Below are 16,271 nucleotides of genomic sequence, written 5' to 3'. Positions count from 1 at the left end.
CTTTTTGTGTTATGAAGGTTTAAAGTGTTCAATAATAGTTTCTAAAATAACTATGATTATAATCATTGTGGGGTTTAGTTTCAGAAGTCAATTCATAATAATAAGGCCCCACATAATTTAAGTTACTTCTATCAGGATACATGCTACTTAAAGAAAAAAAAGTCTGGGTATTTCTAGGTTCCCACATATAAATCATCTCCTATATAAATAATAATAAATCTTAAACAAAATTATTATTTAAAGGAATTAGGATTTTGTCTTTGTAAAATTTCTTTATTAGTATAATTATAATCAGAAGTACCTGTGTTAGTTGAATTATTAGGCTTTGCAAAATTCTTTCCAACTGAAGGTATTACGCCATCATTAGAACTATTTTTTTTCTTAGTCATATTAAATTCGTCACTAAAAATTCATAGAAACTACAAATCTTAGTAACTTCCTCCCTTCTTTAAATAAATTTAAATATTTAGTTTAACTGCAAAAAGTCATGAAAACTAAGGATTAACAGTAATATCCTCATCAACATTAAAATCTTCAGTATTATCAAACTCTACATTAGAAATATTATTTACAGCTATATCGTCAGTTACTGTGTTTGGTAGTGGAGTTGAACTACCATCAGGAGCATAGCTAACTAAAGCTTCTTTAGGTGGTGCATAACCAGTTTTAACTAAAGGTAAATAAGTTTTTTTATGCATATTAATAGAACCTCCTTAAATATTATTTTATTTTGTACATGTTAGGAATCTCTAAATAACTTTTCAGTATTTTAAGATTCTTTAAGTTAGGCTACCATAACCTACTTAGTTAGTATTTGTCTTAAAGAAAAATTAATGTGTAGAATTATATGTTAAAAAACCAACAATTAAGGGATATTGTAAGTGAAAAATCAGGTATATAAAAAAATAGTAGAAGAAACTAGCCTAAAAAGCTTTGAGTTGTCAGATTCTTTAAGCTCTCTAAGGAGATTTTTTTATTAAATTATGATAAAATATAAACCTATGAAAGATTTAAATTAGATAAGGCGCTTTCAAAAAATAATAAACTCTTTGTGAGCCTATTATTTTAAAAAAAGTTCCTAAATAAAATCTATAAAAATATATTTAAGATATAAGGAGATAGATATTATGTACCCAATTAGATTTGAAAATTTATATTATGAAAAAATATGGGGTGGAAGAGATTTCGAAAACTTCAGAAATAATATGCCAGAAGGATTAATAGGAGAAAGTTGGGATATAGCTTGTCACCCAAATGGTACAGGAGTTGTTTCAAATGGGAAATATAAAGGAATGGGATTTGAAGAACTAATTAAAAAGGAAGGCGTTAATCTTTTAGGTAATAAGGTTAATGCAGAGAAATTCCCATTACTTATTAAATTAATAAATTCAAAAGAAAATTTATCAGTACAAGTACATCCAGGTGATGAATACGCAGCTAAACATGAAAATGAATTTGGTAAAACAGAAGCTTGGTATGTTATAGATGCAAAACCAGGAGCTACTTTAATAGTTGGAACTAAGGATTGTGATAAAGAAATTTTTGCAAAAGCAATTGAAGAAGGCAGGTCAGAAGATTTCTTAAATAAAATAGAAGTTAAGAAAGGTGATTGTTTCTTAATAGATAGCGGACTTGTACATGCTATATGTGAAGGTGTTATTATTGCAGAAATACAACAAAACAGTGATGTAACTTATAGAGTTTATGATTATGGTAGACCAAGAGAAATACATGTGGAAAAAGCTTTAGATGTAATAAAATTTGATTTGAAATGCAAAAATCTTAAAGGTGAGGAAAGAGATTTTGGCGGTTTTAAATCAGCATTACTATGTAAAAATGAATATTTTGGTATTGAAAAATATACAATAAAGACAGTAGCTCAGCAAATGAGTGATGAAGAAAGATTCCATATGCTAACATGCGTAGAAGGATGTGGACAAGTTATTGCAGCAGGATACATAGAAGAAATTAAAACTGGAGATAGCATATTAATACCAGCGACACTTGGACATTATGAAATAAAAGGAAATCTAGTAGTATTAAAAAGTTATTCAGTATAGTGAATAGATGGAGGAATTATGAAGACATATAAAGGTGTTATATTTTTTGATGTAGATGGAACTATAATAGATTGTGCAAACGGTATAAATGTTCCTACAAAGAAAACAAGGGAATCTATAAAAAAATTAAAAGAATCAGGATATTTAACAATACTTGCAACAGGAAGACCAATGAGTTTTGTAAATAAAGATTTATTAAATCTAGGACTTCATGGGTACATTGCATCTAATGGATCATATGCAAAAATTGAGGACGAAATTATCTTTGATTATCCTATTGAAAACTCTATGTTAGCAGAATTAGTAGAGTATTTTCATGAAAATAAAATAGACTATATTTTAGAAGGACAAGAAGCTAGTTATGTTTTAAATCTAGATGGAGATAAAATGAAAGCAATAATTAAGGATTCAGGACTTGGAGATGCTCGTTTTATAGATAAGTGGGATATAAAAACTGTTAGAACTAATAAAATAGTAGTAGTTCTAAATGATGAAAATATGTATAAGAAAATTCAAGAAAAATATAAGGATAAATATGCATTTATGATTCATCCAGGCGGAAATTCTTTTGAAATTTATATAGGTAAATACACTAAAGGGTATGGAATTGAGCAATTAATAAAAAAACTAGGAATAAATCAGGAAGATACCTATGCCTTTGGAGATGGAGAAAATGATATTGAAATGTTCCAAGTTGTAAAACATGGAATAGCAATGGGTGGATATCATGCAAGGCTAGAAGAACATGCGTATGATTTCACAGAAAATGTAGAAAATGAAGGTATATATGAAGGCTTAAAGAAATTAAAATTAATATAAGGCATTTTAATATGTCTAAACTTTGGAGGAATAATTAATGCCAAATAGAATTGCTATTTTAGGTGGACCAAGATGTGGAAAAACAACTTTAATACAACAATTATATGTTGAATTAAAAATAAGAGATTTAAATGTAGGGGTTGCTACAGAATATAGTACAGAGTATTTAAGAGATAAAGGAATGATTGAAAACATAGCAGAGCAATATGGAATATACTTAGGACAACTTCATTTAGAAGATGGTTTAAATGAAGTTGACTATGCAATAACTGATTATGCAACCTTTGTACCATACATATACGGTAGATTTATGTTAGGGGATAAAAAGAGAACTGTAAAAGAAATAGAAATATTAAAAGATTTATATGTTTTAGCGTTAAGGGATCTACCAAAGTATAATCATATATTCTTTGTTCCAAGAGAGTTTGGTTATTCAAAGGATGGAGTAAGATGGCAAGATGAAGAAGTTGCAAAGGCAGTAGATAAAGCAATTTTAAGTTTCCTAGAAGCTGAAAATGTAAAATATACAATAATCACAGGATTAACAAAAGAAAGATCAGATAAAATTTTAGAAATTATTGAAGTAGATAAAATAGAAGTAAATCAAATAAAGTTAGTCTAAATTATCAGTGAGGATTAAATTACTCAGTAGGGATTAAATTATCAGTGAGGATTAAATTAATCCTCACTTTTCTAATGTTTAAAACAACGAGATAAATTAAATTGTTTCATTATTATAGTATTTGAAATGATGGAATAAATTACACCCCAGGGGTGACTAAAGGAGGAATAATTATGACAAAATTATATATTACAAGACATGGGGAAACAGAGTGGAACACAAAAGGTATTATGCAAGGCTTTGGAAATTCTCCTTTAACTGAGCTTGGACGTGAACAAGGTAAATGGTTAAGAGATAGAATGAAGGATTTACATATAGATGTTATATATTCAAGCCCAAGTGGCAGAGCGTATGAAACAGCAGAGATAATAAAAGGTGATAGAGATATAGAATTGTTAGCAGATGATGGGTTAAGAGAAATAAACATGGGACAATGGGAAGGTCTATGTCAAGATGAAATAAAAGAGCTTAGTGAAGAAAATCACTTTAATTTTTGGAACTTACCATCAAAATATATTTCAGTTGATGGGGAAAATTATTATGAATCTAGAGAGAGAAGTTATAATACTATTACTAAAATATTAGAAAAAGAAAAAGGAAAAACTATACTTATAGTTACCCATACAGTAACTTTAAAAGGATTTTTAAATATGCTTCAAAATCAAGAAATAGATTCAATAGTTAAGCCTCCGTTTATAAAACAAACAAGTCTTACAGAAATAGACTTTAATGAAGACGGGTATAAAATTCTTAATTTAGCATGTATGGAACATCATGAATATTCACGAAAAGAATTTAATGAATAGATAACACCCCAGGGGTGCAAAAATACATGTGAATCCTAAATTTCTTTTTTATAGGGAATGTTGTTTAAATATATTTTAGTGGGTATAATAGTAAGATACAAGCTGTTTAGCTTAGGGTATATCAGATGTTTTTAAGGAGAGGTTAAATGCAAAATTATAAAATCTACCATACAGTGGATCCAATGTATGTTCTTGAAGATAGTGAAGAATATCTAGAAATAGTGATTAAAGGTGATAGTAGCAGTGTAACACTATTATAACTTCTACTTTTAAGTTATAATATATTAGGTTATAATAAATAATTAGGATACATAAATCAAGGAGGAAAATAATTTGGTTGATTATATAAATGAAATAGAGAAAAGAAGAACTTTCGCTATCATATCTCATCCTGATGCGGGTAAAACTACATTAACAGAAAAATTTCTGTTATATGGTGGTGCTATAAGACTTGCAGGGTCAGTAAAGGCAAGAAAAGCTTCAACACATGCAGTTTCTGATTGGATGGAAATTGAAAAACAAAGAGGTATATCAGTTACTTCATCAGTTATGCAATTTAATTATAATAATAATTGTATTAACATACTAGATACTCCAGGACATCAAGATTTCTCAGAGGATACATATAGAACACTTATGGCTGCAGATAGTGCAGTTATGGTTGTAGATGCGGCTAAGGGTATAGAAGATCAAACAAGAAAACTATTCCAAGTTGCTTCACTTAGAGAAATGCCTATATTTACATTCATAAATAAAATGGATAGAGAAGCTCAAGATCCATTTAAATTATTAGACGACATAGAAAATGAACTTAGAATTAAAACTTATCCAATGAACTGGCCAATTGGTTCCGGTAGTGACTTTAAAGGTGTTTATGAAAGAGACAATAAGAGAATCATAGCTTTTAAAGCTGGGAACCATGGAGCAAAGGCAGTAGACGCAATAGAAGGTGCTATAGATGATCCAAAGTTTAGAGAAATATTAGGAGTAGGTCTTCATCAAAAGCTAATGGAAGATATAGAACTTTTAGATATAGCTGGAGATGATCTTGATTTAGAAGCTGTTAGAACAGGAGAATTAACACCAGTATTCTTCGGGTCAGCATTAACAAACTTCGGTGTAGAGCCATTTTTAGAACATTTTTTAGACATGACTACATCACCACTTCCAAGGAACTCAAGCGTTGGAACTATAGATCCATTTGAAGATAATTTCTCAGCTTTCGTATTTAAGATACAAGCAAACATGAATAAAGCTCATAGAGATAGAATTGCATTTATGAGAATATGTTCAGGTAAATTCACTAAGGGTGAAGATGTATTCCATATGCAAGGTGGCAAAAAGCTAAAACTTGCTCAACCTCAACAATTTATGGCTCAAGATAGAGAAATAGTTGAAGAAGCATATGCAGGAGATATAATCGGAGTATTTGATCCAGGTATATTCTCAATAGGAGATACACTTTGTGCACCTTCAAAGAAATTTAAATTTGAAGGAATACCAACTTTCGCTCCAGAACATTTTGCAAGAGTAAGACCAGAAGATACAATGAAGAGAAAACAATTCGTTAAAGGTGTTACACAAATTGCACAAGAAGGTGGAATCCAAGTATTTAGAGAACTCCACATAGGGATGGAAGAAATAATAGTTGGAGTTGTAGGAGCTTTGCAATTTGAAGTTCTAGAATACAGATTAAACCATGAATATAATGTTGAAATCAAAATGGATAGACTTTCCTATAGATATGCAAGATGGATAGAAAATCAAGAAATAGAGGCAGATAAATTAAACTTAACTTCAGATACAAAAAAAGTTAAGGACTTTAAAGGTAGAAACATACTTATATTCCAAAATGACTGGGGTATTAGCTGGGCGTTGCAACATAATGAAGGGCTAGTTCTTTCAGGAGTAGGTAAAAGCGACGACTAATTTGTTAAGTCATTTTCAAAAAATAACAAGTCAATGTATATCCACTTTGACTTGTTATTTTTTTTAAAGACCTAAAGTAGCAAACTAGTGTTTACATATTTTAGGATTGTTTTGTGTTATAATAAATTTAGTAAAATAATAGGAATTTTTAATTTATATATATTTAGCAATCTAAAAAAACTAAATTTCTGAAAATGAGGAGAGAAATATTATGAAATGTGATTTTTCATTTGAACATTATAATGAAATTATAACAAAAATAAAAGAAGCAGGATATAAAAGTGGTTTCTTAAAAGAAAAAATTAATGGTAAACAAATAATAATAAGGCATGATGTAGATTTAGACTTAGATGCAGCATTACAAATGGCTAAAATAGAAGCAAATAGGGGTGTAATAGCATGTTATTTCATATGGATAAATTCTCCTTTTTATAATGTTTTTGAAGATAGATATACTAAAATAATTAATGAAATTATATCATTAGGACATGAAGTAGGATTACACTTTGATGAAACTTGCCATGAATGTAAAACTATTGATGATATGTTATTTTGTATTGAAAAAGAATGCGGGATTTTAAATACCCATTTAGACATAGATATAGAATCTGTATCTTTTCATAGACCATCTGAAATTGTATTAAATAGTGATTTAAAACTTGGGAAATATATAAACACATATTCACAAAAATTCTTTAAACAATTTAAATATATTTCAGATAGTAAAGGTTTATGGAGAGAAGATTGTATGTGTAAACTACTTAAAGATATAGATAATGAAAAAATACAATTTTTAACTCATCCTATATGGTGGAAAGAAAAAAGCCTTAATAATCAAGATAGATTAAAAGAATTTTTAGGGTTTAAACTAAGAAAAATGAATAATGATATAGCTGGAAATATAAAGAGCTATGAGAAAAAAGACTTTAAAATAACAGAGTAGAAGGAGAATATTATAATGAAAATTATAAGTTCAAAAATAATAAATACAATTGGATATGTAGATATAATCCAAAATGAAGATATAGAAATAAATGGAGTATCAACTATAGGAAATATTAAAAAAAACACTATAATATTTTTCAAAAAATATAGTGAGGAACTTGTAGAAATAGTTAATAATATAGAAGACTGTTTTATAATATTAAAACAGGAATATAAAAGTAAAATAAAATTCGGGAAAAATACCTATGTTTTTGCAGAAAACCCTAGATACGAGTATGCAAGAGTAGTTAATGTAGTTTTAAAAAATGAAGAAAAAAATAAAATAAATATTGAATTAATAAATGGATCTTATATATCAGAATCCTCAGATATACATGAAAGTGTTTTTATTGAACCTACATGTTATATAGGAAAGAACGTTAAAATAGGACAAAATACTATTGTTATGGCTGGAGCTAAAATAAAAGATAACGTAACTATAGGTGAGAATTGTATAATAAGAGAAAATTGTGTTATTGGAGGATTTGGTTTTGGGTTTGAAAAAGATGAATCTGGAATCAACTATAGAATACCACATATTGGAGGAGTAATAATAGAAGATAATGTTGAAATTGGAGCAATTACAACAATATGTTCAGGAACTATTAATCCTACTATAATAAAGAATTATGTGAAAATAGATGATCACGTACACATTGCACATAACTGTGTTATTGGAGAAAATTGTACAATAACAGCTTGTGCTGAAATTAGTGGTAGTTGCATAGTTGGCAAAAACACGTGGGTTGCACCAAACACATCAGTAATAAATGGAATAACAATTGGAGAAAATGTAACTATAGGTATGGGTGCTGTAATTAATAAATCCGTAGATAACAATGAAGTTATGGTAGGATCACCAGCAGAATCATTATCAGATGCTAAAAAATTTAGAAAATTTAAAATTAAAATGATGAGTGAGGTATAAATGGTGGAATGTACAGTAATAATAGCTACTTATAATGAAGAAAATTTTATAGAAGAATGTATTAGAAGTTTAGAAAATCAGACATATTCAAAAGATAAGTATCAAATATATATAATTGATGGCGAATCTAAAGATAATACTACTAAAGTAGTAGAAAAGTTAATGGCTGAATATAGCAATATAAAATTATTCAATAATCCTAAGAAAATACAAGCAGTAGCTTTTAATATTGGATTAAATAATTCAGAAACAGAATATTGCTTTGTTGTTGGAGCACATGCCACATTTGATAAGGAATTTATAGGAAATAGCGTTATATCAATAAAAGAAAATGATGCAGTATGTGTGGGCGGAAAAGTTACATTTGATGCAAAAACTAAAATAGGACAATACTATGCATTAGCAAGAGGAACTTTATTTGGTGGTGGAACAGCATCATACAGATATTCAGATAAAAAACAATATGTAGATACAGCTAGTTTTGGTTGTTACAAAACAGAAAGCATGAAAAATGTTGGTGGTTACAATGAAGAGTTAGTTAAAAATCAAGATAATGATATTAATAAAAGAATTAGAGCACAGGGCGGTAAAATGCTTTTTGACCCAAGTATAAAGTTTACTTATTTCACTAGAGATAACTATAAAGATATAAAAAAACAAATGTTTAACTATGGATATTGGGAATCTAAAGTTATAAAACAAGATCCAAAACAATTTAGTATAATAACAATGGTTCCGGTAGCATTTGTAATTTATAATATAATAGCAATATTATTAGCAGTTAAAACTATAGTACCTTTATTATTATGTTATGTACCATATTTATTGGTATATACAATGTTTTATTTTAAATATGCAGCAGGAAAAAATCCTATAAAATTATTATGGATATATCTAACTATACATACAAGCATAGGAATAGGACTTATAAAGGGTTGGTTTACTAAATAAGGCATCATAAAATAAATTCAATATATACCACTACATTATTAAGGTGTATAATATATATTGGAAAATATAAAATAAGTTACAATTGGTGAAAGGAATGAATAAAATGGAAAATATAAGAAATATACCGTTTTCACCTCCTGATATAACAGAGGCAGAAATAACTGCTGTAGCAGAGGTTATGAGATCAGGATGGATAACATCAGGTCCAAATCTTGCGAAATTTGAAGATGAATTAGCAATTTATTGCGAATCTAATAAAGCAGTAGCATTAAATAGTGCAACAGCGGCAATGGAAATAATATTAAAGATTTTTGATATTAAAGAAGGTGATGAGGTAATCACAACACCTTATACTTATACAGCTACTTCAAGTGTATCTATTCATAGAGGAATAAAACTTATTTATGTAGATGTTAAAAAAGATACGTTTTTTATGGATGAAGATAAAATAGCAGAAGCTATTACAGATAAGACAAAGGCAATAATGCCAGTAGATTTTGCAGGAGTACCTTGTGATTTTGATGCAATTAAAAAAGTTTTAAAAGATATGAACAGAGAAGATATAATAATAATATGTGATTCTGCACATTCTTTTGGAGCAAAATATAAAGGTGAAAAAGTTGGGTCACAATGTGATTTTCATACGTTTTCTTTCCATGCAGTTAAAAACTTTACAACAGCAGAAGGTGGAGCAATAACTTTTAATGATAATAACTTTAAAGGACAAGAAGATTTATTTAAAAACTTTAAAATTACATCATTACATGGACAATCAAAAGATGCCCTTGCAAAAACAAAGCCAGGAGCTTGGGATTATGACATTATAACAGATGGTTATAAGTGTAATATGACTGATATTACAGCAGCTATAGGAAGAGTTCAATTAACAAGGTATCCAGAAATGCTAGTAAGAAGAAAAGAAATATTTGAAATATATAATAATATATTGAAAAATGAGGATTTTGCTATAACTCCATTTACAAAAGATGATAAGGGAACAGAAAGTTCATATCATTTATATACATTAAGAATAAAAGGTTTTACAGAACAGCAAAGAAATACTTTAATAATAAAAATGGCTGAAAAAGGTATTTCAACAAATGTACATTATAAACCTCTACCAATGTTTACTTTATATAAAAATCTAGGATATAAAATGGAAGATTATCCAAATGCATATGCTCAATATATAAATGAAATAACATTGCCAGTATATAGCACATTAGCATTAGAAGATGCAAAATATATAGTTGAAGAATTGGTAAAAATTACTAAGGAAATTTTATTAGTAAAATAATAAATCTAATATAGAATTTCATGTTGAACTAGATTTTAAAATTAAGTTCAGCATGGAAAAATACAAATTACACTAATTTATATGATTAAGGAGAGTAAAAACATGAATATACCTTTAATAGATTTAAAAGCTCAATATAACTCACTTGCAGAAGAATTAAATAAGGTAACTTTAGAAGTTCTTTCATCTGCTAACTATATAATGGGCACAAATGTTATAGAATTTGAAAAAGAATTTGCTGAGTTTATAGGGGTAAAGCATGCTATATCAGTAGGAAATGGAACAGATGCTTTAATAATAGCCTTAAAAGCAATGGGAATTGGGGAAGGGGATGAAGTTATAACTTCACCATTCACATTCTTTGCAACAGCTGAGAGTATATCAGCTGTTGGAGCAACACCTGTATTTGTAGATGTAACGGCGGATACTTTCAATATAGATGTAACAAAAATAGAAGAAAAAATAACTTCAAAAACAAAGGCAATAATGCCAATTCATATATTTGGTCAATCTGCAGATATGGACGAAATAAATGAAATAGCTAAAAAGCATAACTTACTAGTAATAGAAGATGCATGCCAGGCAATAGGCGGAAAATATAAAGGTAGAAATGTAGGTTCACTTGGAGATGTTTCATGTTTCTCATTTTTCCCAACTAAGAACTTAGGTTGTGCAGGGGACGGCGGAATGATAGTAACTGATAATGATGACTTAGCTATAATAATAAGAGCTTTAAGAACTCATGGAAGTGGAGAAAATGGACAAAAAGCTTATAATTTAATAAATGGAATTAAAGAAGAAGTAGCAAAAGTGGAAGGTGCAAATGATACAGTTTATAATCCTTTAAAATATTACAACTATTTAATAGGGTTTAACTCAAGATTAGATGCAATTCAAGCTGCAATACTTAGAGTAAAACTTAGAGAAATAAAAAACTGGAACTCAAAAAGAAGAGATATAGTTAATATATATAATGAAGAATTACAAAATGAAAGTTTAGTAACTCCAATATGTAAAGAGTGTAACGAGCATGTTTATCACATGTATATATTACAATCAGAAAATAGAGAAGAAGTTCTAGAAAAATTAAAGAGTGCAGGGGTTGCAACTGGTGTTTATTATCCAGTACCATTACATCTTCAAAAAGCTTATAAAAATTCAGGATACAAAGTTGGAGATATGCCAGTTTCAGAATATCTTTCACATAGAACTTTCGCAATACCAGTGTACCCAGAATTAACAAAAGAACAAGTTAAATATATAGTAGAGAGCATTAAATAATTTAAATTAGCACCCCTGGGGTGTAATAAATGGATTTAATTCAATTTATTACACCCCAGGGGTGCTATCCTAAAGGAGTAATAAATGAAAAAGTATAGATATTTTATAATTCCAATAATATGTGTAACTATTTTTGCATTTGCATTTAATGTTATTTTAGATAAAAAATATGAAGAAGTAAAAGATAAAAAAGATTTAACAACTATTAAACATGCTTATAATCAGATAATTAGAGATAGAGGCGGTGTGCTTAAAGATCAGATGCATGAGGAAGGTGATTTGATTATACTCGGATCATCAGAATTATCATCACCTGTAGCGCAAAATCCTATAAATGTTTTTCCGTTTAAAGGCGCAGAATATGATGTAAGTATTTATGGAAGAGCATATACTCAAACATTACAACACACGGCAATGTTAAATAGTATAAGCAATTTAAAACATGATGATAAAATAGCAATGGTAGTTTCAGCTCAATGGTTTGAACATACACAAGGAATAGATGGAAGTGACTTTAGTGTCAATTTTTCAGAACTGCAATTTTATAAAATATTTAATAATGATAAAATAAGTAAAGAAAATAAAAAAAGTTATGCACAAAGAATGTCAGAATTACTAAATAAAAGCGGACAGTTTGGGGAAGAAGGCTTATATGCGCAGCTATACGCTAAAGAAAACATAGCTTCTAAAATAACAATAGGTTTATTGAAACCGTATTATAATGCAAAGTCATATATGCTAGAAGTAAAGGATAAAGTACAAACAATTAAGGTATTTAAAGACTTAAATGATAAAAAAGATATTGATATAAAAGATATTAATTGGGAAGAAGAATATGCAAAGGCAGAAGCAGAGGGGGCTAGCAAGGTAACTAATAATGATATTAATGTTGATGATTATTACTATGATACGTATCTAAGAGATGTATATGATCAACTTAATGGGAAATGGAAAAATGTAGATCTTTTAAGTTCGAAAGAAGTAAAGGATTATGAACTATTCTTAAATGTAAGCAGTGAATTAGGTGTAAAACCATTAATAATTTTAATGCCTGTTAATGGATTATATTATGATTACCTTGGATTAACTAAAGAAAAAAGAGATTTATTTTATAATACTATAGAAAAAATGGCTAAAGAAAAAGGCTTTGATGTATTAAATTTACAAAGTAAAGAATATGAAAAATATTACCTTAGTGATGTAATGCATTTAGGTTGGAAGGGATGGCTTAATATAGATGAAGAAATGTATAAGCACTTTAATAAAAGATAAAAAAGAATTGTGGGATAGTATATTATTAACATTAACATTAATAGCAATGTTTTTAATATTTGCATTATCTACACTAAAGGATTTACCATTTATCTATAATCAATTTTAGAAAAATAGTGACTAAGGTACTTTTAAAAAAATAGACCAATTTGATAGTCTATTATTTTTTTCAGCACCCTAAAAAAAGTTATGAAGAGTTGGAGGGGAATTATGGATATATTACGTAATATAAAAGAATATGCAAAGCAAAATCGTATGGCTATTAATTGTGATGGGGAAAAATTAACATATAAAGAGTTGGACAAGCTATCAGATAAAGTAGCAAGCTATTTTATAAAGGAATATTCTAATGATAAAAGCCCTATTGTAATTTGTGGAAATAAAGAAAACTTAATTTTAGTTTTAATGATGGGAGCCTTAAAATCAGGAAGAGCATATATTCCATTGGATGTAACTTTCCCAGTAGAACGTGTAAAACAAGTAATAGAAGAAGTTAATGCTAAAATAGTAATTAATTTAACAGATGGAGATTTAGAATTTGATGGTGTGCACACAAAAGAGTCTATAGAGGATATTATAATTAAATATAATGGGCTAGATGTTTCAGAAGAGTATTGGGTAAAAGATGATGAAAATGCCTATATATTATTTACATCAGGAAGCACAGGTAAGCCAAAAGGCGTCCAAATTAGTAGTGATAACTTAGATTCATTTAACAATTGGTTTGGAAAGTATATGAAATTAAATGATGATGAAGAAGTTATTATGAATCAAGTGTCATATTCTTTTGATGTATCAGTTATCCCAATATATATTGGATTAATATATGGAAAAACATTAAATAGCCTATCTAAAAAGACTTTAGAAGATTTTAAATCATTATTTAATAATTTAAAAGAATCAAAAATAAAGACATGGGTATCAACACCAGCACTAGCAGAAATGTGTATAAGGGATAATACTTTTAATAAAGATTTAATGCCAGAACTAAACACTCTATTTTTTGCAGGGGAAGTATTATCAAAGAAACTTATAAAAGAATTAATGGATAGGTTTCCAGGTGTAAGAATTATAAATGGATATGGACCAACGGAAGGAACTGTACTACTTTCTGCAATAGATGTTACGGTGCAAATGATAGAAGATAAAAGAGGTATACCAATAGGATATCCTATAGAAGGTGGTATATTAAAGATTGTTGATGAAAAAGGTAATATTCTTAAAGATGGAGAAAAGGGCGAATTATTAGCACTAGGGGCTAGTATAAGCAAAGGATACTTCAATAATGAAGAAACAACTAAAAAAGTATTTTTTGAAGAAGAAGTTGAAGGCAAAGTTATAAAAGGATATAAAACAGGAGATTTAGCCTACTACGAAAATGGAATATTATATTATTGTGGTAGAAAAGATTTTCAAATTAAGCTTAATGGATTTAGAATAGAACTTGAAGATATAGAAAATAACCTTAGAAGAGTAAGCAATGTAAATAACTGTGTTGTTTTTCCAGCTTATAAAGATGAGAAAATATCACATTTAGTTTCTTTTGTAACTCTAAATAAAGATAATGAGTTAAGTAGCTTGAAAAATTCAATATTAATAAAAGATGAGCTTAAAAAATATATACCTTCATATATGATCCCTAGAAATATGAAAGTTATTAAAGAATTTCCTATAAATATAAATGGAAAAATAGATAGAAAGAAACTTATGGAGGAAATTAAATAATGAGATTAGCGCAATATGGAGATTATCTATACCTATATATATTACTATTATCATTTATTCCTGCAATAATATTAGGAATTAGACAAAAGAGTATTAAATCTTATGGAGTAATTATATCCATATTAATGGTGGGTTTAATAGTAGGTAATGGAAGGTTTAATTTAGTACTATTTATTATGTTTATAGTAGGAGAGTTTTTTGTAATATATGCTTATTTAAACATAAGAAAAAAAACAGACAATAAAATAATATATTACATAGCATTGGTATTATCAATGTTACCTGTAATAATAACAAAGCTATCTACATTTGTTAGCTTTGGGCCAATAGGATTTATTGGGTTATCATACCTTAACTTTAAAGCTATACAAATGATAATCGAAATATATGATGGAGTAATAAAAGAAGTCAAATTTTCTACTTTAGTATACTTCTTTTTATTCTTCCCAACATTAAGCTCAGGTCCTATAGATAGATTTAGAAGATTTGAAGAAAATTTAGAAAAACCAATTGCAAAAGATGAGTATATAAATAATTATTTATATACAGGTATTAAAAAAATAGTTATAGGTCTTGGATACAAATTTGTATTAGCATATATAATAAATACTTTCTGGATGGTGAAAATTCCAGCAGATATAACATTCGTAAATGGATTAAATTATATGTATGCTTATAGTTTGTACTTGTTCTTTGATTTTGCAGGATATAGTTCTTTTGCAGTAGGAACAAGCTATATATTAGGTATTAAAACACCAGATAACTTTAATAAACCTTTCTTAAGTAAAGATATGAAAGAGTTCTGGTCTAGATGGCATATATCATTATCAAGATGGTTTGGAGACTACTTATACTCTAGAATAGTATTAAGATCAATGAGGAAAAAGAGATTCAAAAGTAGATTTACAGCATCTCATTTTGCACAAATGATCACAATGCTAGTAATGGGTATATGGCATGGTTTAGAATGGTTTTATATAATATATGGGTTGTACCAAGGTAGTGTATTAGTACTTACTGATATATTCCAAAGGAAATCAAAATTCTACAGGAAACATAAAAAAGAAAAATGGTTCCAGTGGACACAAATTGCTATAAACTTTAATGTGGCTTGCTTTGGATTATTTTTATTCTCAGGTTGGATTTTTAGAGGTTAATTTTTATAAGGCATCTGAAAAAATATACTAGCATATTAGCATGATATTTTTTGAAGATGACTAAAGTAATAAAAAATTAGGAGGAATTTATAATGCAAGATAAAGTATTAGATATTTTTGAGGAAGTAACAGGGACGGATGAGATAAGAGAAGAGTTAGATTTAGATCTTTTTGAATCAGGTCTTTTAGATTCATTAGGAATAATTGAAGTTCTATTAAAGATTGAAGAAATATTTGGAATAAAGCTTCAACCAACAGATTTAGAAAGAAGCGATATGGCAACTGTTAATAATTTAGTAAGTTTTTTAAGTAAAAGATAAATAATAGAAAATAAGTATGGTATTTAATGGTTCTTACTCAACTTTGGGTAAATGATACTATTTTAATAAAGGCTAACACGTTATTTTTAACATGTTAGCCTTTATTAATTATATTTAGCT

General features: G+C 28.1%; 17 protein-coding genes. 15 read left to right on the top strand and 2 right to left on the bottom strand.

The features are described from left to right. Positions 1-233 precede the first annotated feature (233 nt). Complete coding sequence (locus BLS77_RS19780; protein WP_167867350.1) at positions 234-389, bottom strand: hypothetical protein; 156 nt, start codon at positions 387-389, stop codon at positions 234-236. A gap of 105 nt (positions 390-494) precedes the next feature. Then, complete coding sequence (locus tag BLS77_RS05195) at positions 495-698, bottom strand: hypothetical protein (protein ID WP_089966623.1); 204 nt, start codon at positions 696-698, stop codon at positions 495-497. A 429-nt stretch (positions 699-1,127) separates the two neighbouring features. Here BLS77_RS05195 and BLS77_RS05190 point away from each other — a divergent pair, with 429 nt between their 5' ends. From BLS77_RS05190 to dltC, 15 genes are all read left to right on the top strand, one after another. Next, positions 1,128-2,060, top strand: a complete 933-nt coding sequence (locus BLS77_RS05190; RefSeq protein WP_089966621.1) for a type I phosphomannose isomerase catalytic subunit — start codon at positions 1,128-1,130, stop codon at positions 2,058-2,060. An 18-nt stretch (positions 2,061-2,078) separates the two neighbouring features. Further along, positions 2,079-2,879, top strand: coding sequence for an HAD family hydrolase (locus BLS77_RS05185; protein WP_089966619.1), 801 nt, complete (start codon positions 2,079-2,081; stop codon positions 2,877-2,879). A gap of 37 nt (positions 2,880-2,916) precedes the next feature. Continuing rightward, the gene (locus BLS77_RS05180) at positions 2,917-3,501 is read left to right on the top strand and encodes an ATP/GTP-binding protein (protein WP_089966617.1); all 585 of its coding nucleotides are present in this window, start codon (positions 2,917-2,919) and stop codon (positions 3,499-3,501) included. Positions 3,502-3,674: 173 nt separating this feature from the next. Then, a complete protein-coding gene (locus tag BLS77_RS05175; protein WP_089966615.1) occupies positions 3,675-4,307 on the top strand; it encodes a histidine phosphatase family protein in 633 nt (210 codons plus the stop codon). A gap of 333 nt (positions 4,308-4,640) precedes the next feature. After that, positions 4,641-6,236, top strand: a complete 1,596-nt coding sequence (locus BLS77_RS05170; protein ID WP_089966613.1) for a peptide chain release factor 3 — start codon at positions 4,641-4,643, stop codon at positions 6,234-6,236. Positions 6,237-6,447: 211 nt separating this feature from the next. Further along, a complete protein-coding gene (locus BLS77_RS05165; protein WP_089966611.1) occupies positions 6,448-7,179 on the top strand; it encodes a hypothetical protein in 732 nt (243 codons plus the stop codon). Between the two features lie 15 nt (positions 7,180-7,194). Next, positions 7,195-8,148 (top strand): UDP-3-O-(3-hydroxymyristoyl)glucosamine N-acyltransferase, encoded by a 954-nt coding sequence (locus tag BLS77_RS05160; RefSeq protein ID WP_089966609.1) that lies wholly within the window; start codon positions 7,195-7,197, stop codon positions 8,146-8,148. Next, a complete protein-coding gene (locus tag BLS77_RS05155) occupies positions 8,149-9,099 on the top strand; it encodes a glycosyltransferase family 2 protein (protein WP_089966607.1) in 951 nt (316 codons plus the stop codon). A 103-nt stretch (positions 9,100-9,202) separates the two neighbouring features. Further along, positions 9,203-10,396, top strand: a complete 1,194-nt coding sequence (locus BLS77_RS05150; protein ID WP_175490807.1) for a DegT/DnrJ/EryC1/StrS family aminotransferase — start codon at positions 9,203-9,205, stop codon at positions 10,394-10,396. 102 nt (positions 10,397-10,498) lie between these two features. After that, the gene (locus BLS77_RS05145) at positions 10,499-11,677 is read left to right on the top strand and encodes a DegT/DnrJ/EryC1/StrS family aminotransferase (RefSeq protein ID WP_089966605.1); all 1,179 of its coding nucleotides are present in this window, start codon (positions 10,499-10,501) and stop codon (positions 11,675-11,677) included. An 84-nt stretch (positions 11,678-11,761) separates the two neighbouring features. After that, entirely contained in the window at positions 11,762-12,949 is a 1,188-nt protein-coding gene (dltD, locus tag BLS77_RS05140) for a D-alanyl-lipoteichoic acid biosynthesis protein DltD (protein ID WP_089966602.1), read from the top strand. Then, positions 12,915-13,058 (top strand): hypothetical protein, encoded by a 144-nt coding sequence (locus BLS77_RS19775; RefSeq protein WP_175490784.1) that lies wholly within the window; start codon positions 12,915-12,917, stop codon positions 13,056-13,058. The genes dltD and BLS77_RS19775 overlap by 35 nt, the downstream gene beginning before the upstream one ends. 101 nt (positions 13,059-13,159) lie before the next feature. Next, positions 13,160-14,674 (top strand): D-alanine--poly(phosphoribitol) ligase subunit DltA, encoded by a 1,515-nt coding sequence (gene dltA / locus BLS77_RS05135; RefSeq protein WP_089966600.1) that lies wholly within the window; start codon positions 13,160-13,162, stop codon positions 14,672-14,674. After that, on the top strand, positions 14,674-15,831 hold the full coding sequence (gene dltB, locus BLS77_RS05130; protein ID WP_089966598.1) for a D-alanyl-lipoteichoic acid biosynthesis protein DltB: 1,158 nt from the start codon (positions 14,674-14,676) through the stop codon (positions 15,829-15,831). The genes dltA and dltB overlap by 1 nt, the downstream gene beginning before the upstream one ends. 92 nt (positions 15,832-15,923) lie before the next feature. Next, positions 15,924-16,151, top strand: a complete 228-nt coding sequence (dltC, locus tag BLS77_RS05125) for a D-alanine--poly(phosphoribitol) ligase subunit DltC (RefSeq protein ID WP_089966596.1) — start codon at positions 15,924-15,926, stop codon at positions 16,149-16,151. The last annotated feature ends 120 nt before the right edge of the window (positions 16,152-16,271 follow it).

The sequence above is a fragment of the Clostridium gasigenes genome (assembly GCF_900104115.1).
Classification (GTDB): domain Bacteria; phylum Bacillota; class Clostridia; order Clostridiales; family Clostridiaceae; genus Clostridium; species Clostridium gasigenes.
This window is presented reverse-complemented; position numbering and strand designations above follow the sequence as displayed.

Excerpts from the sequence above, each read along its gene's own strand:
- BLS77_RS19780 (WP_167867350.1), bottom strand. The coding sequence starts at position 389 with ATGACTAAGAAAAAAAATAGTTCTAATGATGGCGTAATACCTTCAGTT.
- BLS77_RS05195 (WP_089966623.1), bottom strand. The coding sequence starts at position 698 with ATGCATAAAAAAACTTATTTACCTTTAGTTAAAACTGGTTATGCACCA.
- BLS77_RS05190 (WP_089966621.1), top strand. The coding sequence starts at position 1,128 with ATGTACCCAATTAGATTTGAAAATTTATATTATGAAAAAATATGGGGT.
- BLS77_RS05185 (WP_089966619.1), top strand. The coding sequence starts at position 2,079 with ATGAAGACATATAAAGGTGTTATATTTTTTGATGTAGATGGAACTATA.
- BLS77_RS05180 (WP_089966617.1), top strand. The coding sequence starts at position 2,917 with ATGCCAAATAGAATTGCTATTTTAGGTGGACCAAGATGTGGAAAAACA.
- BLS77_RS05175 (WP_089966615.1), top strand. The coding sequence starts at position 3,675 with ATGACAAAATTATATATTACAAGACATGGGGAAACAGAGTGGAACACA.
- BLS77_RS05165 (WP_089966611.1), top strand. The coding sequence starts at position 6,448 with ATGAAATGTGATTTTTCATTTGAACATTATAATGAAATTATAACAAAA.
- BLS77_RS05160 (WP_089966609.1), top strand. The coding sequence starts at position 7,195 with ATGAAAATTATAAGTTCAAAAATAATAAATACAATTGGATATGTAGAT.
- BLS77_RS05155 (WP_089966607.1), top strand. The coding sequence starts at position 8,149 with ATGGTGGAATGTACAGTAATAATAGCTACTTATAATGAAGAAAATTTT.
- BLS77_RS05150 (WP_175490807.1), top strand. The coding sequence starts at position 9,203 with ATGGAAAATATAAGAAATATACCGTTTTCACCTCCTGATATAACAGAG.
- BLS77_RS05145 (WP_089966605.1), top strand. The coding sequence starts at position 10,499 with ATGAATATACCTTTAATAGATTTAAAAGCTCAATATAACTCACTTGCA.
- dltD (WP_089966602.1), top strand. The coding sequence starts at position 11,762 with ATGAAAAAGTATAGATATTTTATAATTCCAATAATATGTGTAACTATT.
- BLS77_RS19775 (WP_175490784.1), top strand. The coding sequence starts at position 12,915 with ATGAAGAAATGTATAAGCACTTTAATAAAAGATAAAAAAGAATTGTGG.
- dltA (WP_089966600.1), top strand. The coding sequence starts at position 13,160 with ATGGATATATTACGTAATATAAAAGAATATGCAAAGCAAAATCGTATG.
- dltB (WP_089966598.1), top strand. The coding sequence starts at position 14,674 with ATGAGATTAGCGCAATATGGAGATTATCTATACCTATATATATTACTA.
- dltC (WP_089966596.1), top strand. The coding sequence starts at position 15,924 with ATGCAAGATAAAGTATTAGATATTTTTGAGGAAGTAACAGGGACGGAT.